Genomic DNA, 20,789 nt, shown 5'->3' with positions numbered 1-20,789 from the left:
GCGCGACCTGTGACACTCATACGCTGGTGATGCTCGGGGCTACTGCGGAGGTCTGCCATGCCCCGGACCATCTGGTCAGGCGCCATCAGCTTCGGGCTGGTCACGGTGCCGATCAACGTGGTGAGCGCGACCGAGGACCACAGCATCCGCTTCCACCAGTACCACCTGGAGGACATGGGCCGGGTCCGGGTGCGGAAGGTGTGCGAGCTGGAGGACCGCGAGGTCTCGCAGGACGAGATCGGCAAGGGCTACGAGCTGACCAAGACCCAGGTCATCCCGATCACGGACGAGGAGTTGCGGAGCCTGCCGCTGCCGACGGCGAAGGCGATCGAGATCGACGCGTTCGTACCGCTTCGGTCGGTGGATCCGCTGCGGATCGGGGAGGGCTACTACCTTCAGCCGAGCGGGCAGGTCGCGGCGAAGCCGTACAAGCTGCTCGTGCAGGCGCTGGGCCGCTCCAGCAAGGTGGCCGTCGCGAAGTACGCCTGGTCCGGCAGGGAGCGGCTCGGTCTGCTGCGGGTACGGGAGGGCGTGCTGGTGCTGCACTCGATGCGCTGGCCGGACGAGATCCGCTCCCCGGAGGAGCTGTATCCGCCGGCCGTCGACGTGAGCGAGGAGGAGATCGAGGGAGCACTCGCGCTCATGGACACCATGAGCCGCGACGGCCTCGAGGGCGAGGAGTTCCGCGACCAGTACACGGAGGCCCTTGCCCGGATCATCGAGGCGAAGCGGGAGCATGAGCCGTTGCCGGAGGCGCCGGAGCCGGAGGAGCCGGGCCAGGTGCTCGACCTGATGGCCGCACTGAACGCGAGCGTCGAGCGGGCGAAGGCCTCCCGCGGTGAGTCGGCCGAGGTGCATGAGCTGGCGAAGCCGAAGAAGAAGGCGGCCGCGCAAAGGCAGCCGGCCGAGAAGGCTGTGGCGAAGAAGACAACCGTGAAGAAGACGTCGGGCCGCCGTCCCCGCAGTGCCTAGGGGGTCTCCCTCAGGTACGTCGACAACGGCAGGTTCGTGGAGCGAGTGCGATGAGCCGAGCGAAGCACCGCCTGGAGCAGGCAGATCGTCCGGAGGACGGGCCGTCGGGCCCGAGCGGGCTGATGGATCTGCTGGGTGTGGCGGCGGTGCTGGTGGAGGCCGATGGCCGGATCGACATGTGGAGCCCCCAGGCCGAGGAGTTGTTCGGCTACACCCGTGGCGAGGCAGTCGGGCAGTACGCGGCGCCGCTGCTGCTTCACCCCGAGCACCAGGAGTCGGCGATCAGGCTGTTCGCCGAAGTGATGGAGACCGGCCGGGGCTGGGCGGGGGCGTTCCCCGTCCGGCACAAGGACGGCAGCACCCGGATGGTCGAGTTCCGCAACATGCGGCTGACGGACAACATCGGCGACCACTACGCGCTGGGGCTGGCCACCGACCAGTCCACGTTGCGACAGCTGGAGCGCGATGTGGCCCTGTCCACCCGGCTGGTCACCCAGGCCCCGATCGGGCTGGCCATCCTGGACACGGACCTGCGGTACGTGGTCGTCAACCCGGCCCTGGCGTCCATGCACGGTGTCCCCGAGGCCGACCACGCCGGCCGGCCTTTCCGCGAGATCCTGTCCGGTCCGCCCTTCGTGGCCGCGGAGATCGCGATGCGGAAGGTCCTGGAGACCGGCGCCCCCATGGTGGATCAGCAGGTGGTGGGCCGTACTCCCGCCGACCCGGACCACGACCACGCCTGGGCGGTGTCGTTCTATCGGCTGGAGGACCACCACGGACACGCGCTGGGCATCACCAATGTGGTGGTGGACGTCACCGATCGGTATCAGGAAGCCAGGAGAGCGGACCGGGCCCAGGAGCGCCTGCGCCTCGTGGCCAGCGGCTCAGCCCGTATCGGCACCACCCTGGAGGTGGAACGGACCGCACGGGAACTGGCCGACGTCCTGGTGCCCGACCTGGCCGACATGGTTGCGGTGGACCTCCTGGACTCCGTCCTGCGGACGGGCCGCACGGGCCTCGGCGAGGGCCCGGCGCTGTTCCGCGCTCTGGCGGTGAAGACCGCTTACCCCCCCCCACTGACGCCGCTCAGGCGATCGTTCCGCCAGGCCACCTCACTGCCTACCATGCCGACCATCCGGCGGCCCATTGCATCCGCACCCGCCGCCCTCAGCTGATCACCCACCTGCAGCGCGGCGACTTCTCCCGCATCGCCGCCGACTCCGACGCTGCCCGCCTCCTGGCGAAGGCCGGTGTGCACACCGATATGGCAGTCCCCCTCATCGCCCGCGAACAGATCATCGGTGTCATGGGACTCGCCCGTGCCCGCAACCCTCTGCCGTTCGACGAGGACGACGTCGCCCTTGCCTGCGAGCTGGCCTCGTCCGCCGCGTTGAGCATCGACAACGCCGTCCTGCACCAGCACATCCGCAGCGCCGCCGAGACCCTCCAGCGCAGCCTGCTGCCGCAGCTCTCGCCCCGCCATCCCGGTCTCGAGGTCGCTGCCCTGTACAGACCTGCCCAGGCCTTCAGCGAGGTCGGCGGCGACTGGTACGACGTCATCCCCCTCGACGACGACCGGACCGCCCTCACCGTGGGCGATGTCATGGGCAGTGGTATCCCGGCCGCCACCGCCATGGGCCGCCTGCGCACGGCCACCTCCACCCTCGCCGATCTCGACCTCGGCCCCGCCCGGATCCTCAGCCACCTCGACAAGATCACTCGCGGACTGGACCCCTACATCGCCACGTGCGTGTACGCGGTCTACGACCCGCACCGCTGCCTCCTGCATGTGGCCTCCGCCGGCCATCTGCCTCCGGTCCTGGTGCGGTCCGGCAAGCAACCCGAGCTCCTCGACCTGCCCACCGGCATCCCGCTGGGAGTCGGTGGCATCCCCTTCGAGACCACCACCCTCGACCTGAATCCCGACGATCAACTGGTTCTCTACACCGACGGACTGGTCGAAACCCGCAACGACCCCATCGACGAGCGCCTGGAAGACCTCCTGCATCTGCTGTCACCGCCGTACCACTCCGCGGAGGACACCTGCGAGCGCCTCCTGCAACGGCTCCGAGATCCCGCCGGTCATGATGACGTCGCCCTCCTCATCGCCCATGCAATGCCGGTCCGATAGGCGACTCGGCCTTCGCTCGCCTCTGCGCAGTGGCCCCGTCCCAACGTCTTGGGGCAAAATCCAGCCGCCACCGCCTGAACCGCGGAGGCGACCGGCACGCCAACTGCGCCCTTTGCATGATCGCGGTCACTCTTCGCAACCGCGGCCCGACCGCCCTGGAACCTGTAGGCACCTCACGGTGTCCACGGCGTCCCCCGCCACTCCTCCGGTCCACCCCCATGCCACTCGATCAACGACGACTCGGCAACGTCCAGTTCGTCCACACACTCGAGACCGGACCGCTGCAAGAACGCAGCAAGATCGTGCAGGCTGAACGCCGTGCCGAGAGTTTCACCGTCTACGTGAACACGCCGGCCACCGTGCTCGGACGGCGGAAACACGATCACGCGATGTTCGGCCATGACCCAACCCTCACCCAGTTCAGGCTCTTCCCACCAGCCCGCACCCGAAGACCGCCTGTCGGCGATGCTGGGTGGACGATCACGGGTGCGGGCATGCCACCAGCCTCACCCTGGACCAGGAAAACCGCACGTCCGGCTACTCCACGGCAAGGCCCTGAGGCCCTCCTCCTCGTCGTCGACTGCATGCGGATCTCACTCATCAGCGTGCTCGTCAGCCGGTCGAACTGCAGGTCGTCCGCCTCGCTGCCCTCAAGGTCCTTCATGATCCGATCCGCCTTGGAGTGATCCTCGATCTCCTTGTCGGCCGGTGCGTCCACACCCGCCACGCGCTCGCGCAGGGCCGGGTAGAGGTAGGCCTCCTCGGCAACCGAGTGGACGGATCCACCGGGCCCCGGGTGCCCGGCGTCGGCGGGCCCACACGAATCGCGTCAACAGCTCGGCTCTCGCAGAACGGGGATCGACCTGGCCGCGCCGACGTCGCCAAGCTCACGCGTGACGGCGGGTACTGCGGCGCGCCGGACATGGCAGTCGACTCCCCCTGCATGGCACCGTCTCCGGCGATGCCGATACCGGGACGGTCCGTAGGGGCGAACTCGGCCAGATGGGATACGGAACACCGGCTCCATCGTGGCGAGTGTGCGACCGCTGATCTGGTCGATCCGTGCCGGGATCACGGCCTCGATGTCGCGCCTGCGCAGACAGGAGCGGATCTTCGTGGACGCGTAACCCCTGTCGGCAACGACCTGCCCGGGCAAGCACCGGGGCCGCCCGGGCCCGCACCGGCTGACACTGATGCGGGCCATGACCTGCTCGAACTGGGTGCGGTCGTTGACGCTCCCAGCGGTGATCGTGAAGGCCGGCGGGCGCTCCTGCCCGTCACAGGCCGGACGGATCCTCGTGGTCGGCCCGGCGCGGGACGTCCTTGAGGCGGCCGGTCACAACCAGGTTGCCGTCGGGGGTACGCAGCGCGAGGTCGCCGGTGCGGAAGTAGCCGTCGGTGGTGAAGGAGCGTGCGTTGTGGTCGGGCGCCCGGTAGTAGCCGCGCAGGGTATACGGACCGCGGGCGAGGATTTCGCCGGGCTCCCCGTCGGGCACGTCCTTGCCGTGGACGTCGACGATGCGGATCTCGTCGTCGGGCGAGAGCGGGCGGCCCTGCGTGGTGAGCGCGGTCTCGTCCGGGTCGGCGGGCCGGGTGAGAGTGAGTAGCCCTTCAGCCATGCCGAAGACCTGTTGCAGGCGACAGCCCCATTCGGGGCCTATCCGTTCGGCGGTGGCCCGGTGCAAGGGCGCGCCGCCGACCTGCACGAGATGCAGACTGCTCAAGTCGGCTTGGACCGTGGGAAGTGTGTCGAGCCAGAGCTGGGCGACGGCGGGCACCACCGACGTGATGGTGACCCGCTCTCGTCCGATGACCGGAAAGCATGCGGCGGGTCCCGGGTCTTCGACCAGGACGACGGTGCCGCCGACGGAGAGGGTGCCGACGATGCCGGGGGCCCCGAAGGTGAAGTTGGACTCGGCGGGCAGCGCGGCGAGATACACGTCTTTCTCGGTGAGCGACACCAGCTCGGCGGCGGCCCGCGCTTGGTAGGCGTAGTCGTTGTGGGTGCGCGGAATGAGCCTGGGCGCCACGGTTGTACCGCCGGAGAGCAGGAAGAACGCCACCTGGTCGGCGCTCTGCGCCAGCGCCGGCCCGGGCGGGGCGTCGATGGAGCCCAGCGGGAAATAGTGGCAGCCCGTCGGGTCGATCGTCAGGCCGCCGTACAGGGACGAGGCACCCGGCGCCTCAAGGGTGAACACCCGCCGCAGGAAGGGCCCTCGGGCCGCGATGTCCGCGGCCATCGCCGTGTGGTCGAAGCCCTGGTACGTCGAGGGACCGACGTAGCCGACGGCCTGGGCGACCCGGACGAGATGGGACACCTCGGACGCACGGTGCGAGACCGGGCAGAACACGGGGACCGCACCGACGCGCATCAGCGCGAACACGCTGATGACGAACTCGGGAACGTTCGGTAGCTGGACGACGACCCGTTGCCCGGGCCGGAGGCCGCGCAGCCGGAATCCGGCGGCCATGCGGTCCACGCGACGGTTCAGGTTCGCGTACGTGATGCGGGTGCCGCCGTGCACGAGCGCGTTCCGCGGTCCGTACTGCAGGGCCCAGTCGCGCAGCAGGTTGTCCAGCGTGTTGCCACGCCAGTGCCCGGCCGCCCAGTAGCGGTCCACGAACTCCTCGGGCCAGGGCGTGCAGCCGTCGAGCATGGATGCCATTCGCTTCCTTCTGTACCAGCTTCTGCACCGGAAGCCGTGCGGGTCGTGTTTCGCCGTGACGGGGACGGGTCAGCGGTGGTCTCGGCGCAGCGCCCGTCTTCGCAACGCCGGGAGCAACTCCGCCGTCTTGACCCTGGCAATCCAATCCGTCAACACTCCTGTACGCAATGTGCTTTCCACACCATGAAAGCTGAATTCCATCAGCAGAAAGCCCAATGAGCGCCGCCGCCGGGAGGTGCTTCTGCGTGTCAGCGGGAGAGGAGCTGCTGGCCGCCGTCGACGTCGTACGTTGCGCCGGTGAGCGCGTCGTTGCACATGACATGAACTGCCAGGGCCGCGACGTCGGCCGGGTCGACGACCCGTCGGACGGGAAGGGTTTCGCGTAGTTCCTCGCGCCTGGCGTCGAGCCGGTCGCCCAGGAGTGAGGCCGACAGGGGTGTGTCGACGAATCCGGCCGCAATGAGGTTGACGCGGATCGGCGCCAGTTCGAGTGCCAGGTTGGCGATGAGGGCGGGCTGAGCCGCGGTGAGGGCGGCCACGACGGACATGCCGACAGCGGGGCGTCGGCCTCCCGTTCCTCCCATGAACAGGAGCGTGCCTCCGGCTCGGACCTTGTCACGGCTGTAGAGGGCCACCCCTAGCGTCATGGCGAGGCGCTCGTCGAACTCACGGCGGGCGTCGGCGAGGTCCATGCCGTCCAAGGGCATGTAGAAGGGGGCACCGGCCGTGACCATCACGTGGTCGACGGGCCCGGGCAGTTCATCGAAGAACTGTTTGAGTCGATCGGTGTCGGTGGCGTCGAACGCTGCCGTGCTGACCGGGTCGAGTTCGAGAGAGGCTTGCCGCAGCCGGTCGGGGTTGCGGCCGACGAGGACCACCCGGGCGCCCTGTGCACGGACCTGGCGGGCGGTCTCGAGTCCAATACCCGCGCTCGCGCCGATCACCACGACGGTCTGGTGGGTGAGTCCGCCGCAGGGTTCGCGGTTCGGCTCGCCGTTCGGCTCGCGGTTCGTCATCCGGATCTCCGGGAATCGGCCCCCGTCCGATTGTCCCTCGTCAGGTTGCTGATCGCCTTCCGACCGAAGCCGCGGCGGTCCGCGCGTCGACCGCCGCGCTGCAGCCGGCCCGCGAAGGCAGTTCCTTCGGCATGCTCAGGGCCCCTTGGCGGCGGCCGGTTCGACGGCGGCGCGGCACCGCCGAGATCCTGGACAAGGAGACCAACGCCTCCGGCTACACCAGCAACGACGAGCTGAGGTACTCGCTGCGCTCACTGGCGTGGCTCGACGACCGGGTTTCCCATGCCGTCATCCCGTGATGAGGTGCGAGAGGTCCCGCATCCACGGCCGGCTACATTCCTACGGCCTACGGTGTGTGCATGAACGAACGTTCCAGCGAAGTTCCGTCTGAGCTCTGTCCGGAGCTGCTTGCGCCAGGCGGCCTGTGGGAAGCGTTGGCTCGCGAGGCGGCTCGTCGCGGGCACAGTGCCGAGCCCATGGATGCCGTTGAGGGGTTCGATCCTGCGGTCGCCGCATGCTGCAGGCGTGGGGAGGCACGGTTCGCCGTATACGCGACGAATGGCGACGAACGCGAGTTCCGCTTCGAGATCTCCACCGACTCGGGCTGGCCCTGGGGTGCCTTCGGCAGCACCGCTGACCTCGCGGTGGTTGCCGCCATCTTGCACGCCTGGCGCGGTGGCGCATCGATCGACCAACTGCGGCGCGAGTGGCCGTTGCTCGCGGGAGACCCACTGGATGCAGCACCACCGGGGAGGGTGGTGTCGACCGCTTGGCGGCTGACTCTGGAACGCTCGCCGGTGATCAGGCTGGGCGACGCCGAACTGGCCGAGGCCCTGTACGCGCAGCCGACCCTGCGCGCCTTCTTCCCGTTTCCGTCGCACGGCGCGTTCAGCCTGCTCAGCTGCACTGCGGATCCGTTCCACGCGGAGGTTCCGCATGTGACTCCGGCCGGAGAAGGACTGTGGAACGTGGTCACACCGTCGTCGCCGCAGATACCGTCACGCGTGCTCGGCGCCCGCCTCAGCGCCTGCGAGGCCGCAGCGTTGGTGGCCGCGAACGTTCCTGCAGGCAGTGGCCCGGCCATCGAGGGAGGTTGGCCGACCAGCGCAACCACGGCCTGACTTGCGATCGCGCGATCCTCGACCACCGCCCCATTTTCGTCACCTTGCGGCCGTCATTTCGCTCGAGAAGTTCAGGCGGATGACGACGAACAACTTCATGCACACCCCGCTGCCGCAGCGACGTGGGACGCTGCAGGAGCTGGAGGAGCTCTTCCCGGAGGACGTCGGCCGCACCACGGCGTCCCGCTTCCGCTCGTCGCAGGACATCGCCATGCCGGTCCCTCTGCTCCACCAGTACGCGCTGATGACCGGTCACGGCGTACCCGGCAGGTTCAACTCGCACGCGATACAGGTCGGCGACCGGCTGCGGAGGCCGTGCGGCGCAGAGACGCCGGCACTGCCCACCACTGATCCGGGCGGTCCACCACCGGAGCGTTCGGACCGGTCTCGATGAACCGTGCGAGGCGCAGAAGGTAGGCCGCGATGCCCGCCGCGCCCTGCATCCACGTGGTGCCCGGGGGCAGCAGCGGCGGGTCCTTGCGGTGTTCGAGGAAGCGCCAGCGGGCGCCGGCCTCGTCCCTGATCGCCCGCTCCACCAAGGCGTCACCCATCCGGCGTGCCGCCTGCATCAGGGTTTCCGCCCTTGCCGTCGCCCCGCAGTCCTGCGCCGCGTCCAGAAGCACGTCCCCGACGCCCGCCGTTCCGCAGCAGCGGCCGTCGTTGTCCCAGAAGCCGGGGCGAAGGCGGTCGGGTACTCCCGATGCGAGGATCGAGGTCAGACATCGGTGCCGCAGCTCGCCGACCTCGAAGCCCGACACCCTCTCCACCCCCGCGTGCGACAGTGCAGCGAACAGGTGCCCGGTGCCCGCCGGACCGTGGCACCACGTGTACGTCACCGGCTCGACCTCCCGCTTCGACGGCGGGATGGTGTGCGGAACGACGAAGCCGCCGTCCTCCAACGAGCCCACCGACAGGACGTGTTGGGCCCCCTCCACCGCGGCAGCGACGAAGTCGTCCCGCCGCAGCGCCGCACCCGCTACCGCCAGCGCCGCGGCCACCCCGGCGGTGCCGTGTGAGTAGTTGGGCGCCCTCCACTCCGTGCTCGGCGCAATCCCCCAGTCCAGGCCGGCCTCCGTACGGTCCGCCACGTGCAGCAGGGCCTCGCAGCCCGTCGTCGCGATCCCCTCCGCGAACTCGCCGCCCGCCCAGACCGCCGTCAGCACCACACCCGCGGCGCCCATGATGATGTCGTTCAGGGGCTCGTCGGAACCTGGTGGGAACCCGACCGCGGTCTTCCACCCTTCGGGGGTCGCCACGTCGGCCAGGCGCCTGAGCGCGATCGATTCCTCGCCCGGGGCGAGGAGCTTCAGCGCCATGGCGTCGCCTGCCAGGCCGCCGTACAGCGAAGGTTCCGTTCTGCGCCTCGCCTCGGCCGACAGTCTGGTCACGATCCCCGTCGCCAGAGCCTGTTCGCGGCCGCTCAGCTCCCGGTACTGCGCGATCTCCGCCATCACCGGGGCCAGACCCGCGATCCCCGCGTACAGGGTGTCGCGGTCCTCCGCGGGAGCGGTGTCCCGGCCGTCCCCTGACACCGCTTCCGGCAGCCACGGGCCCTCGTCCTCACGCACGTGGCCCAGTACCCATGACCAGGCGGCCTCGCCAAGTTCCCGATACGCGTCGCTCAGCGTCACCCGGCCACGCTACAACTCGGCGATCCCACAGGTACCTGTGCGTCCTGCCCTCCCGCGAGGACGGAGACGGCTCACCAGGCCATCTCGTCGATCAGTGCCGTCATATCCGGTTCCCGGGTACGGCCGAGACTCTGCTCGGCCCAGATGACCTTGCCGTCGGCCGCATAGCGTGTCCCCCACCGGTCCGCGTACTGGGAGACCAGGAACAGGCCACGGCCTCCTTCTTCCGTGGTGCCCGCGCGCCGCAGCCGAGGTGAGGTGTTGCTGCGGTCCGACACTTCGCAGACAAGGGTCCCGCCCAGCAGGATCCTGACGCCCACGGGTGGAGCACCGTACCGGATCGCGTTGGTGAGGAGTTCGCTGAGGATCAGCTCCGTCGCGAACGCCGATTCCTCCAGTCCCCATTCCTCCAGTCGGCGGCTGACGTCCCTGCGGACTTCGGACACGGCCATCGCGTCGAACGGCACCTGCCAGACCGCGACCCTGGACGGGTCGAGGAGCCGGGTCCTTGCCACCAGCAGCGCCACGTCGTCGCTGGGATGCTCGGGCAACATGGTCTCCAGCGCACGGCAGGTCTCCTCCGGCGTCCGGCCCGCCCCGGCGACGGTCGAACGCATCATCGCCAGGCCCTCGTCGATGTCGCGTCCGCGGCTGTCGATCAGCCCGTTCGTGAACAGGATGAGCCGGCTGCCCTCCGGCAGGTCCAGTTCACCGGCTTCGAAGGGCTGCCCGCCCACACCCAGGGGCGGCGACAGGGGGAGGTCGGGGAAGGTCACGCTGCCCTCGGGATCCACCACGGCCGGCGCCATGTGCCCGGCGCGCGAGAGGGTGCAGCGCCCGCCTACCGGGTCGTAGATGGCGTAGAGGCAGGTGGCACCGGTCAGGGGTGCACGGTCGTCGTCGGTGTTCTCCGTGTGCGTGTCCAGCCGGGTCACCATCTCGTCGAGGCGACCGAGCAGTTCGTCCGGGGCCAGGTCCAGTGCGGAGAAATTCAGCACTGCGGTCCGCAGCCGTCCCATGGTCACCGCGGCGTGCAACCCGTGCCCCACGATGTCGCCGACGACCAGGGCCACCCGGAAGCCGGGGAGAGGGATCACGTCGAACCAGTCGCCGCCCACGCCGGACTGCGCCGGCAGATAGCGGGAGGCGATCTCCAGTACGTCCTGGTCGGGGAGGCCCGAGGGCAGCAGGCTGCGCTGCAGCGTCACGGCCATGGCGTGCTCGCGCGCGTACCTGCGTGCATTGTCGATCGCGACGGCCGTCCGGGCGACCAGTTCCTCGGCCACCGCGACGTCCTCCTTCTCGTACGGAGCGGAGTCGGTGCCGCGCCAGAAGTTGACCATGCCGAGGACGACGTCCCGGGCCTGCAAAGGAACGGACATCATCGAATGGATGCCGTAGTCCAGCGCCTGCCGAGCTCCCTCCGGGTCCTGGGCCCGCCAGTCCTCGGCGGTGTGCAGGTCCGGGAGCAGGACGGCCTTTCCACGTCGCAGCGCCGCCGCCATCGGCGTGTCGGCCTCGACGAACCGGATCAGACCTCCCACCGGCTGCAGCGGATGCCCGGCCTGCCCGCCCAGTGCTGTGCGGCGCATCTGGCTGACGGCACCCGTGGGCTCCTCGCCCCGCAGTACCGAGTCGAGGATCTCCACGGTGACGAAGTCCGCCAGGCGCGGGACGGTCACCTCGGCGAGCTCCTGCGCGGTACGCCGCACGTCGAGCGTGGTGCCGATCCGCATGCCGGCCTCGTACAGGAACGACAGCCGGTTCCGCGCCACCTCGGCCTGGCCGGACAGGGCCGCCAGCTCCGTCGTGTCACGGAGGGTGGCGACCAGACTGTGCCCGCCGCCGTAGGGTGCGGTGGGCCGGATGTTCACCGCCAGCAGCCGGTCCCCGGTCGGGAACACCTCGTCGGACACGGCTTCACCCGACACCAGCAACCGCGTCAGCCGGGGCCCCAGTCCCAGTTCCGTCACCTTCCGCCGGTCGGCGTCCTCGGCCAGGCCCAGCAGCCGGCGTGCCTCGTCGTTGGAGAGCAGCAGGCGCCCGTCGCCGACGATCAGTACTCCCTCGCGCACCGCGTGCAGCACGGCATCGTGGTGTTCGTACATCCGGGTCATCTCGGCCGGACCCAGTCCACGGGTCTGCCGTAGCAGCCGCCGGCTGACCAGAGCCGTGCAGCCGGTCGCGAGCGCGAGTGCCACCGCCGCCGAACCGAGCAGCACCGGCACCTGCCGTTGGAGCATGTGTCCGAGCGTTGCGTACTGGACCCCGGCGCTGACCATGCCGACCACGCGCCTGCTCGCGTCCGTCACGGGGACGACCGCACGAACGGCGTCGGACGGTTGGCCGTGGTACGTCTCGGTGAACGCCTCCCCAGCGGCAGCTCGGCCGACGCCCTCCGCCTTCTTACCGACCAGCGTGGGATCGGTGTCGGTGAGCCGGACTCCATGTTTGTTGAGGACGGCCATGAAATCGACGCCGGATCCTCGCCTCGCCCGCTCCGCCGCCGCCTTCAGCCGGGAGCCCGGATCCGGGGACAGCAGCGCGAGTGCCGTGCCCGGCGCGTGCGCGAATCCCTCCGCCGCGGCCAGTGAACGGTTCGTGGCTTCGCGCTCTGCATCGTACTGCCCCTGCACCACGAGGGAAGCGGCCGCCGCAGCGACCACCAGCAGCATGATGAGGGCCTGCAGGAGAAAGACCTGCGCGGCGAGCGTGCGGACGCTCAGGGACGACGCGAGGCGGCGTCCCTGTGACGGCCAGGGCCCTGGACGAGAGGGCGGATCGGACGACCGCGGTGTGCTCGGCGGTGACGCCGCTCTTACCCAGAGCCAGGGGGAACGTCCCCTCATGACCCTTTTCTAGCATTACGTCTCCCTGCTCGGCGACCGGTGCGCCCCCGAGTGCTTGTCCTCGACAACCACTCCCCCGCGCTCCGCCGGCTTCCACGACCGACCGAAACGGCCCCAGGTCGGTGAAGTGTGGAACGGGCGCGACTGCCAGCCGACTACGCCGAGTGCTCCTGGCCCGGGGCGGCCCGGCGGCGCACAGCGAGGGCCGCGATGTCGTCGCCGAGCCTTCCGCCGCTGTAGTGGAGCAGGTCCCGGTGCAGCCGGTCCAGCAGCTCACGGGGCGGCATCGGGCCGAGCTGCCGCATCCAATCCGGCAGCGGGAAGAACGTGCCGTCGCGGTCGCGGGTCTCTGTTACGCCGTCGGTGTAGAGCAGCATCTGGTCGCCCTCCCCGAAGGGGACGGTGTCCACGCTGTAGCAGTCTCCGAGGAGCATCGCGAGGTTGAGGGGCGGCGAGGGCGTGGCGCACTCGAGGACGCGGATCTCCCCACGCTGCAGCAGCAGGGGCGGCGGGTGCCCACAGTTGAGGATTCTGATCTGCCCACCGCCGTACGGGATCTCGGCGATCAGTGCGGTGGCAAAGTGCTCCGGTTGTTCCGCGGAGTGGGTCGCGAGGCTGTAGCGGGCCATGCTGGTCTCCAGGCGATGGATGATGCTCCGCAGGTCGGGCTGGTCGTACGCGTTCTCCCGGAAGCAGTTGATCACCGCCGAGGCCGCCCCCACCGCCGGGAGCCCCTTGCCGCGCACGTCGCCGATGAGCAGGCGGACGCCGTACGGCGTGTCGGCAGCCTCGTAGAAGTCACCTCCGATCCGGGCCTGCTCCTGGGCCGCCAGATAGAGCGACTCGATCTCGACGTTCTGGATGGTGCGCGGCAACGGACGGAGCAGCACCTTCTGGGCCGCGTCGGCGACGAGCCGGACCTGGATCAGCATCTCCTCGCGCTGGAGTCGGAGATGGCTGGCATATGCGGCCGCCAGAGTGACCGCGGCGATCGCAGCAGCCGTGTACGGCGTCCCCAGGTCGGTGTAGAAGAAGCTGAGCGTGATCATCGCCAGCAGGCAGAACGCCCCCAGCATGATCGTCGGGAGGACGGGCCACATCGCGGCCGCGAGGGCGGGCGCCGCGGGCAGGAGGCGGCTGAAGGCGATCTCTCTCGGGGTGGCGAACGCCAGGCCGGTGATGAGGACAGTGAGGATCAGCGGCGACAGCAGTACGACGTCCCGTCGGCCACCGTACAGAGCGCGGCGGCGCCGGAACCGGCCTGACCTGATCACAGAAGGCATCTTATCGGGATCAAATGGAAGTCGTGCCGTGAAGAAGTGGACACTCGTCTGCCGTTGCCGATCGCGGCGAGGCGCACGGCGGGGCCATTCGAGTGGCGCCCGGCCGTCAATGGCGTCGGTGACGGCGCGTATCTCCGGGAGCCGATCCGGGTCCGCGCGCTCCACTTTCCGTACCAGTTCTGGTCCAACCAGTTGACCAGTCGGCTCTGCCTGTCCACCCTGATCGGCATGCCCCGGCAACACATCCGGCGTGAGGCGGTCTCGGACCAGCTCTTCGCCCTGCTGCGCGACAGGATCCTCGGCGGGGAGCTGCCGCCCGGTTCCGCGCTCACCGCCGAACGCGACCTGGCGGGCGAGTTCGGTGTGAACCGGCATGCGGTCCGTGAGGCCGTCAAGCGGCTCCAGCAGGCACGGCTCGTCGAGGTCAGCCACGGCGGCCGCACGCTCGTCCTGGACTGGCGGCGCACCGCCGGACTCGACCTCGCCGTGGGGATCGCCGCGGCCGACAGCGGGCCCTCCGTGGAGGACCTCGCCCGGGACGCCCTGGAGATGCGGGCGTGCATCGGTGCCGACGCGGCACGGCTGTGCGCGCTCCGGTGCTCCGAGGAGGCCGCCGCGGACATCGTGGAGGCCGCGGGCCGGTACACGCGCAGCGGGCCCGACCTGGCCGAGTTGAGCGCGGCGGACATCATCTGGTGGCGGCTGATCGTGGAGGGCTCCGGGAACGTCGCCTATCTGCTGGCCTTCAACAGCCTGGTGGACGGCGCGCTCCCGGTCGCCGACGTGCCCGACGACCTGCGCACCGCCGAACTCCTCGACGTTGACGCCCATGTACGGCTGGCGGCACACATCGCGGCGCGCGAGGCCGGGACGGCCGAGCGGCTGGCGCGCGAGCTGCTGTCCCGCAGCGTGCCCGCCACACCCCGGAAGGCGGTGCACTGAGAATGATCCCGGCCGTGGTCTACGCGATACCGGCGTTCGTGCTCCTGGTCGTCGTCGAGGCGCTCTCCTACCGCTTCCGCCCGGACGACGACGAGCGCGGTTACGAGCTGCGCGACACCGTCACCAGCATGTCCATGGGCGCCGGCAGCCAGGTCGTCGCGGTGCCGTGGAAAGCGGTAACCATCCTGCTGTACGCGGCCCTCTTCGCTGTCTCACCGTGGCACCTGTTGCCCTCCTCCGGGTGGACGTGGGTGCTGTTGTTCTTCGCCGACGACCTGGCGTACTACGCCTTCCACCGTGCCCACCACCGGGTGCGGGTGCTGTGGGCGAGCCATGTGGTCCACCATTCCAGCGTCCGCTTCAACCTCTCGACCGCTCTGCGCCAGAGCTGGACGCCGATGACGACTCTGCCGTTCTGGCTGCCGTTGGCGCTGCTCGGCATCCCGCCGTGGATGATCCTGCTCCAGCAGGCCGTCAGCCTCGTCTACCAGTTCTTCCTGCACACGGAACGGGTGGACAAGCTGTGGCGGCCGGTGGAGTGGATCTTCAACACGCCCTCCCACCACCGCGTCCACCACGGCTCGAACAACGTCTACCTGGACCGTAACTACGGCGGCATCCTCATCATCTGGGACCGGCTCTTCGGGACCTTCCGGCCTGAGGGCGAGCGGGTGGTGTACGGCCTGACCAAGAACATCGACACCCACAACCCGCTGCGCGTCGCCTTCCACGAGTACGCCGCCGCCTGGCGCGACGTCCGGGCGGCGCGACGCTGGCACGACCGTGCCGGGTACCTGTTCGGACCGCCGGGCTGGTCACCCGGGACAAAGGGGTGAGACAGAGGGGTGTGACAAAGGGGTGACATCCGTCGCGTTCAGCGGCCTGTCTCGCACGGCCCTGTCTCGCGTGAGCGGACGGGTGGCCTTCGGTTCAGCACTGTGGCCGACGTCCGTGATTCGCCCCGTGCTTGCGCCTGGACTTCTTCTTACGGCGACGCTTCGAGGACATGAGATCCCTCTTTCTGGTGGTGCCGGGCTCCGCGGGGCATGCGCCCCCGTCATCCCGAACCAGCCTAGTACCGGTTGATCGGGTGCGCTCGGCCCAAGACGCGGCCTGATCCGGTCCTGCCCCTCCACGGAAGCCGTACGCGCACGGCCGGCCACGCGAGGGGCGGCCGGCCGTGCGGACGAGGACCTCAGACCGGGGGCAATGTCCACCTCTGAAAGCGGGTGGGGTGAGAGTGACGGCCCCGTGGCGATGCCGGGCCGCTCACCGCTCAGTCGTCAGTGGACGTGACGGCCCCGCGTGAAGGACTCGAACACGTGGCTGAAGTACCAGGTGTCCTGGGCGATCCCGGAGCAGGAGTTGGCGCCGGCCGTGCCGACGCAGCCGCCGTTGTCACGCTGGAGCGCCCAGAAGGACAGGGTGTCGATGCCCCTGGCCGCGGCCCACTTCTCGACCGTGACCGCGTCCGGGGTGGTGAAGGTCTCCTCGGGACCGTAGTCGTCGATGCCCGGCATCTCGGTGACGCCGATCACCCCCCACAGCCTGGCCGGGTTCTTCTTCGGGTAGAGGGCTGCCAGTTGGCCGTGCAGGCCCGCGGCCGCGCTCTTCGTGTCGGCCGCCATGTCGTGCCGGACGCCGTCCCAGTAGTCGAACGTCATGATGTTGACGACGTCCACGCGGGCGTGGTTGTCGACGGCGTTCTGCAACAGGGCCACACCGCTGGGCGCGAGCCCGGTGTTCGTCGTGGGCAGGGTGTAGGAGAACTGGAGGTTGTGGCCGGTGCGATCGGCCCAGCGTTCGGCCTTGGCGATGGCCTTGTTCCGACGGTCGATGCCCGCGGTGTCGGTGATGGAATCGGCCTCCACGTCGAGGTCGATCCGCGTGATGCCGTAGGTCCTGGCGAGATTTTCGTACACCGCGGCGATGGCGTCGACGCTGGTACAGCTGTCGGCGAGTTCGGTGCCGGTGGTGTCGGCGCTGTAGCCGCCGAAGGACGGGATGACGTTGCCGCCACGTGCCTGGATCGCGGCGATGTCGTCACCGAAGGCCGCACGGGCGATCGGCTTGGTCGTGTCGCCGTTCCAGTACGCGGTGCACGACCCGGCCACGGGCGTCTGGAGGAAGGCCATCGTGAGGTATTTGTTGCCGGACTCCGCGGCGAGCGCGGCCGGGCTTTCACCGGTCCACGTCTCGACGTAGGGCGCCGCCACGTGTGCGGGCATGGGTCCGGCGGTGCCCGGGGACTGCTGGCCCGAGGCGTGCGCGCCGCCTCCCCCAAGGACAACCAGGGTGGCCGACAGGGCAGTCATGCCCACGTTGGAAAGCAGTGCGCGGAGGGGACCACTTCGTCTCATTGACGCTCCCATGGCGAAATGAGCAGGCGGGAACAGGGAAAGGACCGGGAGGGCTCCCCTGAACCGGGGGCGGACAGCGACCATCGTTGGACTAGACCAATCGTCTGTCAAGGTTCTTTACAATCACCTGACCCGAGCCTGGGCGTCGACTCCGGTACGCGTTGGGCGAGTTGACCGTGTTCCTGTGACGGCCCGTGTCCTAGGGGACCAGTTGGTACACAGACCGCCTCAACTCGTCGTAGCTGCCGCAGGGTGCGGGTCGGCAAGATACGACGCCTCGGGCAGAAGGGAAGGGCACAGTCTGCAGCAGGGGAGAATGCACGCGAGGTGAGGAGCAGGGATGGCAACAGGACACGAGCACGGACCGGTCGCTCCGGCGTCGGACGAGCCGACACCCGCACTGGTGACACGACGTGTCCCGCGCTCGCCCCGGGCCGCCGTGCTCTTCCTGCACGGCGGCAGGGAAGACAGCCGGGCGCCGTCGCGGCCCTGGCAGCCGGCGGCACTGAGGATGAAGCCCTTCGTACGGGCCGTCGCCGCAGCGACATCCGACCACGGCATCCTCCTGGCAGAGGTCCGCTACCGGGTCCAGGGGTGGAACGGACTCGACGCCGATCCCCTGCGGGACACCCGGCGGGCGCTGGCGGAGCTCTGCCGGCGCTTCGGGCGCATCCCCACCGTGCTGGTGGGCCACTCGATGGGCGGCCGGGCGGCCCTGCGCGCCGCGGCCGCACCTGAGGTCAGTGCCGTGCTGGCGCTGGCACCCTGGTGCCCCGACGGCGAACCGGTGGTCCATCTGCGGGGCAAGGACGTCATCGTCCTGCACGGAGACCGTGACCGGGTCACCGATCCCCACGCGTCGGCGGCCTTCGTCAACCGGGCCCGCGCGGCGGGTGCGCGGGCGGACACCGTCCTCATGGCGGGCGGCGACCACGCCATGCTGCGCCACAGCGGCACCTGGCACCGCACCGCGAGCTCGACCGTGGCCGGCCTCCTGACACCCCGGCCGAGCGCGGGTTCGGACGTACACCCTTCACCACTCTGACCGCATGAGGGACGGCTGAGCGTCCCCAACTCCGAGGCGTGAACGCCGTCCCTGTTGCCGCGGGCGCCCAACCCCACGCGCGTCAATGCTCGATGTGCATCCCGAAGCCTTCACCCGGGATTCACCATCCGGACCCGGCTCCCTCTTCCCCGGCATCGACCGGCACCCTAGCCTCGCCAGGCCTCCATGTCCCTTCGTCGGAAGGCCACTTGACGCATGCGTCACCCCCTACTGCGCACGGCTAGAGCGTGTCTCTTTGATGGGTTGGTCAGCTGATCGGATGTGTCTGTCCGATTAGTGATCACTACGGTCCAGCCGATGTCGTCGACGGCATCCGCTGCGGCGAGGACGGCGGCGAAGATCTTCTCCCACGTGCCGTCGACGGCCCACCTGATCAGCCGCTTATGGGCCGTCTGGAACGAGCCGAGCTCCTCGGGGAGGTCCCGCCAGCGCGAGTTGGTGCGGTACTTCCACGCGATGGCCTCGAGCGTGCCGCGGTGATCGGCCCAGCGCCGTCCCCGGACCGGATCGGCAGGCATGAGCGGCTCGATCCGGGGTTTCCCCATTTTTCAGGCGTAGGCGGTGGTGTTCGGGGATCCTGTCGAGGTACCTCTGAAAACCACTGTAAGGAGACCCCCAGTGCGCCGCCCGACCCGGAAGGCCTTCGCCGCCCTCATCGCCGCAGCCGGCCTCGCCCTCCCCCTCCTCACCCCCACACCCGCCTCGGCTGCCACCGCCACCAGCCGCTTCGCGAACTACCGCTACGGTGACTGCCTGCGCGAGACCTCCGAAACCGGCCTCAAGGGCGACCGCTGCACCACCGGACGCGGCAGCCTCCTGTGGCAGTGGAACGGCCGCCTCAACACCAGCACCACTCTCAAGAACAACTTCTGGGGCCGCTGCCTCGACAGCAATGACCGGGGCGACGTCTACCCCCTGCGCTGTAACGGCGGCTCATACCAGAAGTGGCGCACCGTCCAGCCCGCCGCCCGCAGCGCTATCATGCTCCAAAGCGTCGGCACGGGCCGCTGCCTCTACCAGCAGGACAACGGCTACTACCGCACTGCCCGCTGCGACCGAGGCGCCCAGAACCAGCGCTTCACCATCGGCTGAACGGATCTCTCGACCGCTTCAAGATGCCGCCGGGCGAGCAGCTCTTCTTTTGCGCGAGGCCGGAAGGCGGTCCGTTGGCCGCGGTGGTCATGACCTTGAACGGGGTGTTCTTCCCGTCGCAGATCAGATGGTGTTTACTGCCCGTCTTTGCGCGGTCGACCGGTGACGGGCCGGTCGCCTCGCCCCCTATTTTCGCGCGGATGCGGGAGGCATCCACGCAGGCCAGGGTCCAGTCCAGGGCGTCGGCCGCGTGCAACTCGGCGAGCAGGATGCCGTGCAGCGTCTCGAAGACGCCGGCCTCATGCCACCGACCTCAGGTTCTGTCTCTTTAGTCAGCGTCGTGCCCAGATGAGGATGGCGGCGAGGTGGAGTGCGGCCTGGTAGGCGATGGCGAGTTTGTCGCATCGTGTGGCCAGGCCGCGCCACTGTTTGAGGCGGTTGATGCACCGTTCGACGGTGTTGCGCTGCTTGTAGGAATCGGCATCGAAGCCGGGCGGACGGCCACCTCGGCGGCCCCGCCGCAGACGGTGCCCTACTTGGTCCGATGGCTGCGGGATGACCACGCGGATCTGCCGGCGGCGCAGGTGGCCGCGGATCGCGCGGGATGAGTACGCGCGGTCCGCCAGGACCATTGTGGGGCGAGTCCGGGGCCGGCCGGGGCCCGTCCTGGGCACCCGGATGCGACGAGCTCTCGGACGCAGGCTGTCCCGGCCAGTGCGAGGGCCAACGGCCGAACCTGGCACAGTACTTGGCCACTCACTACGCGGCGCAGGACGTGTGCCACTGCTGGGGCGGCGCGGCCGAGACCCTGGAGGACTCCGTCGCCGACTCCGCTCTCGCCGCATGGGCGAAGCTGCTGGGACGCCACCAGGAGGCCGACGCCTTCACCGAGCGCGCCGCCTACTGGCGCAACGTCTTCAACCCGGCCACCGGGTACATCCAGGCCCGTAAGCTCGACGGCACCTGGGTGACGCCGTTCAGCCCGGCCGGCGAGCTCGGGTTCGCCCAGGGCACCAGCGCCACCTACACCTGGATGGTGCCGCAGGACGTGCACGGGCTCGCCGACGCGATGGGCGGCCGGGACCGGGCCGCCGCTCGCCTCGACGCGTTCTTCCACGCTCCCGACGGCTCCTGGTCGCTGCGCGGGGGCGACCCCCTGCGCTACGACCCCACGAACGAACCCGGCATTCATGCGCCCTGGCTCTACAACGCGCTGGGACAGCCTTCGAAAACCCAGGCGACGGTACGTCAGATCCTTGACACCGTCTATGGAACCGGGCCCAAGGGCCTGCCCGGCAACGACGATCTCGGCACCATGTCCGCCTGGTACGTCTTCTCCGCCCTCGGGATCTATCCGCAGACCCCGGGGCGCGCCGCTCTGCTGCTGGGCGCACCGGTCTTCCGGAGAGCGGTCGTGGACCGGCGGGGCCACGCGGACATCGTCATCGCCGCGCCCGGGGCCGACGACGCGCACCGGTACGTCGACGCCGTGGACTACAACGGGCTGAACCTCGCGCGCTCGTGGGTCGGGGCGGACCTGATCCTCTCGGGCGGCAGGCTGGACCTCCGGCTCGCCGCAGCGCCCAACACCACCTGGGCCACGGACGAGAGCGGCCTGCCCTGCCGCACACCCCGGCTCGGTGGGGCGTGGCGCCACGCC

Annotated in this window: 13 protein-coding genes and 9 pseudogenes; 11 read left to right on the top strand and 11 right to left on the bottom strand. The window is 69.7% G+C overall.

Translation table 11 applies throughout. From position 1 onward, the window contains the following. Positions 1-57: 57 nt before the first annotated feature. From ABZ471_RS38830 to ABZ471_RS38820, 3 genes and pseudogenes are all read left to right on the top strand, one after another. Complete coding sequence (locus tag ABZ471_RS38830) at positions 58-972, top strand: Ku protein (protein WP_359073377.1); 915 nt, start codon at positions 58-60, stop codon at positions 970-972. Positions 973-1,022: 50 nt separating this feature from the next. Beyond that, positions 1,023-3,103, top strand: a pseudogene (locus ABZ471_RS38825) (SpoIIE family protein phosphatase). After that, positions 3,100-3,240 (top strand): annotated as a pseudogene (locus tag ABZ471_RS38820) (transposase); the annotation flags it as partial. The pseudogenes ABZ471_RS38825 and ABZ471_RS38820, both read left to right, overlap by 4 nt. 449 nt (positions 3,241-3,689) lie before the next feature. Here ABZ471_RS38820 and ABZ471_RS38815 read toward each other — a convergent pair. The 4 genes and pseudogenes from ABZ471_RS38815 to ABZ471_RS38800 form a co-directional block, all read right to left on the bottom strand. Further along, a pseudogene (locus ABZ471_RS38815) lies at positions 3,690-3,878 on the bottom strand (hemerythrin domain-containing protein); the annotation flags it as partial. 54 nt (positions 3,879-3,932) lie between these two features. Beyond that, a pseudogene (locus ABZ471_RS38810) lies at positions 3,933-4,427 on the bottom strand (transposase); the annotation flags it as partial. Beyond that, positions 4,381-5,769, bottom strand: coding sequence for an AMP-binding protein (locus ABZ471_RS38805; protein ID WP_359073375.1), 1,389 nt, complete (start codon positions 5,767-5,769; stop codon positions 4,381-4,383). The gene ABZ471_RS38805 and the pseudogene ABZ471_RS38810, both read right to left, overlap by 47 nt. Before the next feature lie 248 nt (positions 5,770-6,017). Further along, entirely contained in the window at positions 6,018-6,785 is a 768-nt protein-coding gene (locus tag ABZ471_RS38800; protein WP_359073373.1) for an SDR family oxidoreductase, read from the bottom strand. A 131-nt stretch (positions 6,786-6,916) separates the two neighbouring features. On the opposite strand from ABZ471_RS38800, the gene ABZ471_RS38795 reads away from it, so the two are divergent. The 3 genes and pseudogenes from ABZ471_RS38795 to ABZ471_RS38785 form a co-directional block, all read left to right on the top strand. Further along, positions 6,917-7,084 (top strand): hypothetical protein, encoded by a 168-nt coding sequence (locus ABZ471_RS38795; RefSeq protein WP_359073371.1) that lies wholly within the window; start codon positions 6,917-6,919, stop codon positions 7,082-7,084. Positions 7,085-7,144: 60 nt separating this feature from the next. Further along, on the top strand, positions 7,145-7,906 hold the full coding sequence (locus tag ABZ471_RS38790) for a DUF6193 family natural product biosynthesis protein (RefSeq protein WP_359073369.1): 762 nt from the start codon (positions 7,145-7,147) through the stop codon (positions 7,904-7,906). A gap of 79 nt (positions 7,907-7,985) precedes the next feature. After that, positions 7,986-8,135 (top strand): annotated as a pseudogene (locus ABZ471_RS38785) (stealth conserved region 3 domain-containing protein); the annotation flags it as partial. A gap of 43 nt (positions 8,136-8,178) precedes the next feature. Here ABZ471_RS38785 and ABZ471_RS38780 read toward each other — a convergent pair. From ABZ471_RS38780 to ABZ471_RS38770, 3 genes are all read right to left on the bottom strand, one after another. Then, complete coding sequence (locus tag ABZ471_RS38780; protein ID WP_359073368.1) at positions 8,179-9,537, bottom strand: lanthionine synthetase LanC family protein; 1,359 nt, start codon at positions 9,535-9,537, stop codon at positions 8,179-8,181. 71 nt (positions 9,538-9,608) lie between these two features. After that, positions 9,609-12,212: a SpoIIE family protein phosphatase gene (locus tag ABZ471_RS38775; protein WP_359073366.1), complete on the bottom strand. Its 2,604-nt coding sequence runs from the start codon at positions 12,210-12,212 to the stop codon at positions 9,609-9,611. Positions 12,213-12,541: 329 nt separating this feature from the next. Next, on the bottom strand, positions 12,542-13,660 hold the full coding sequence (locus tag ABZ471_RS38770; RefSeq protein WP_359073364.1) for a PP2C family protein-serine/threonine phosphatase: 1,119 nt from the start codon (positions 13,658-13,660) through the stop codon (positions 12,542-12,544). Positions 13,661-13,705: 45 nt separating this feature from the next. Between ABZ471_RS38770 and ABZ471_RS38765 the strand changes: the two genes are divergently transcribed. Both ABZ471_RS38765 and ABZ471_RS38760 read left to right on the top strand, forming a co-directional pair. Beyond that, on the top strand, positions 13,706-14,611 hold the full coding sequence (locus ABZ471_RS38765; protein ID WP_359073362.1) for a GntR family transcriptional regulator: 906 nt from the start codon (positions 13,706-13,708) through the stop codon (positions 14,609-14,611). A 14-nt stretch (positions 14,612-14,625) separates the two neighbouring features. Beyond that, positions 14,626-15,447, top strand: a complete 822-nt coding sequence (locus ABZ471_RS38760; protein ID WP_359073360.1) for a sterol desaturase family protein — start codon at positions 14,626-14,628, stop codon at positions 15,445-15,447. Positions 15,448-15,894: 447 nt separating this feature from the next. Here ABZ471_RS38760 and ABZ471_RS38755 read toward each other — a convergent pair whose 3' ends face one another. Next, positions 15,895-16,926 (bottom strand): chitinase, encoded by a 1,032-nt coding sequence (locus ABZ471_RS38755; RefSeq protein ID WP_359073358.1) that lies wholly within the window; start codon positions 16,924-16,926, stop codon positions 15,895-15,897. A gap of 385 nt (positions 16,927-17,311) precedes the next feature. Between ABZ471_RS38755 and ABZ471_RS38750 the strand changes: the two genes are divergently transcribed. Continuing rightward, positions 17,312-18,016 (top strand): alpha/beta fold hydrolase, encoded by a 705-nt coding sequence (locus ABZ471_RS38750; protein ID WP_359073356.1) that lies wholly within the window; start codon positions 17,312-17,314, stop codon positions 18,014-18,016. A 299-nt stretch (positions 18,017-18,315) separates the two neighbouring features. On the opposite strand, the pseudogene ABZ471_RS38745 reads toward ABZ471_RS38750, so the two are convergent. After that, positions 18,316-18,582 (bottom strand): annotated as a pseudogene (locus tag ABZ471_RS38745) (transposase); the annotation flags it as partial. Between the two features lie 73 nt (positions 18,583-18,655). Between ABZ471_RS38745 and ABZ471_RS38740 the strand changes: the two are divergent. Continuing rightward, on the top strand, positions 18,656-19,129 hold the full coding sequence (locus ABZ471_RS38740; protein ID WP_352379130.1) for a hypothetical protein: 474 nt from the start codon (positions 18,656-18,658) through the stop codon (positions 19,127-19,129). 115 nt (positions 19,130-19,244) lie between these two features. Here ABZ471_RS38740 and ABZ471_RS38735 read toward each other — a convergent pair. Then, a pseudogene (locus tag ABZ471_RS38735) lies at positions 19,245-19,436 on the bottom strand (IS5/IS1182 family transposase); the annotation flags it as partial. 25 nt (positions 19,437-19,461) lie between these two features. Next, a pseudogene (locus ABZ471_RS38730) lies at positions 19,462-19,809 on the bottom strand (transposase); the annotation flags it as partial. 8 nt (positions 19,810-19,817) lie between these two features. Between ABZ471_RS38730 and ABZ471_RS38725 the strand changes: the two are divergent. Continuing rightward, positions 19,818-20,789 (top strand): annotated as a pseudogene (locus ABZ471_RS38725) (glycoside hydrolase domain-containing protein); the annotation flags it as partial.

Origin of the sequence: Streptomyces sp. NPDC005728 (genome assembly GCF_040630895.1) — a bacterium.
Classification (GTDB): Bacteria; Actinomycetota; Actinomycetes; order Streptomycetales; family Streptomycetaceae; genus Streptomyces.
This window is presented reverse-complemented; position numbering and strand designations above follow the sequence as displayed.

Coding starts and splice junctions, on each gene's coding strand:
- ABZ471_RS38800 (WP_359073373.1), bottom strand. CDS start 6,785: ATGACGAACCGCGAGCCGAACGGCGAGCCGAACCGCGAACCCTGCGGC.
- ABZ471_RS38775 (WP_359073366.1), bottom strand. CDS start 12,212: ATGCTGCTGGTGGTCGCTGCGGCGGCCGCTTCCCTCGTGGTGCAGGGG.
- ABZ471_RS38805 (WP_359073375.1), bottom strand. CDS start 5,769: ATGGCATCCATGCTCGACGGCTGCACGCCCTGGCCCGAGGAGTTCGTG.
- ABZ471_RS38830 (WP_359073377.1), top strand. CDS start 58: ATGCCCCGGACCATCTGGTCAGGCGCCATCAGCTTCGGGCTGGTCACG.
- ABZ471_RS38790 (WP_359073369.1), top strand. CDS start 7,145: ATGAACGAACGTTCCAGCGAAGTTCCGTCTGAGCTCTGTCCGGAGCTG.
- ABZ471_RS38755 (WP_359073358.1), bottom strand. CDS start 16,926: ATGACTGCCCTGTCGGCCACCCTGGTTGTCCTTGGGGGAGGCGGCGCG.
- ABZ471_RS38795 (WP_359073371.1), top strand. CDS start 6,917: ATGCTCAGGGCCCCTTGGCGGCGGCCGGTTCGACGGCGGCGCGGCACC.
- ABZ471_RS38750 (WP_359073356.1), top strand. CDS start 17,312: ATGGCAACAGGACACGAGCACGGACCGGTCGCTCCGGCGTCGGACGAG.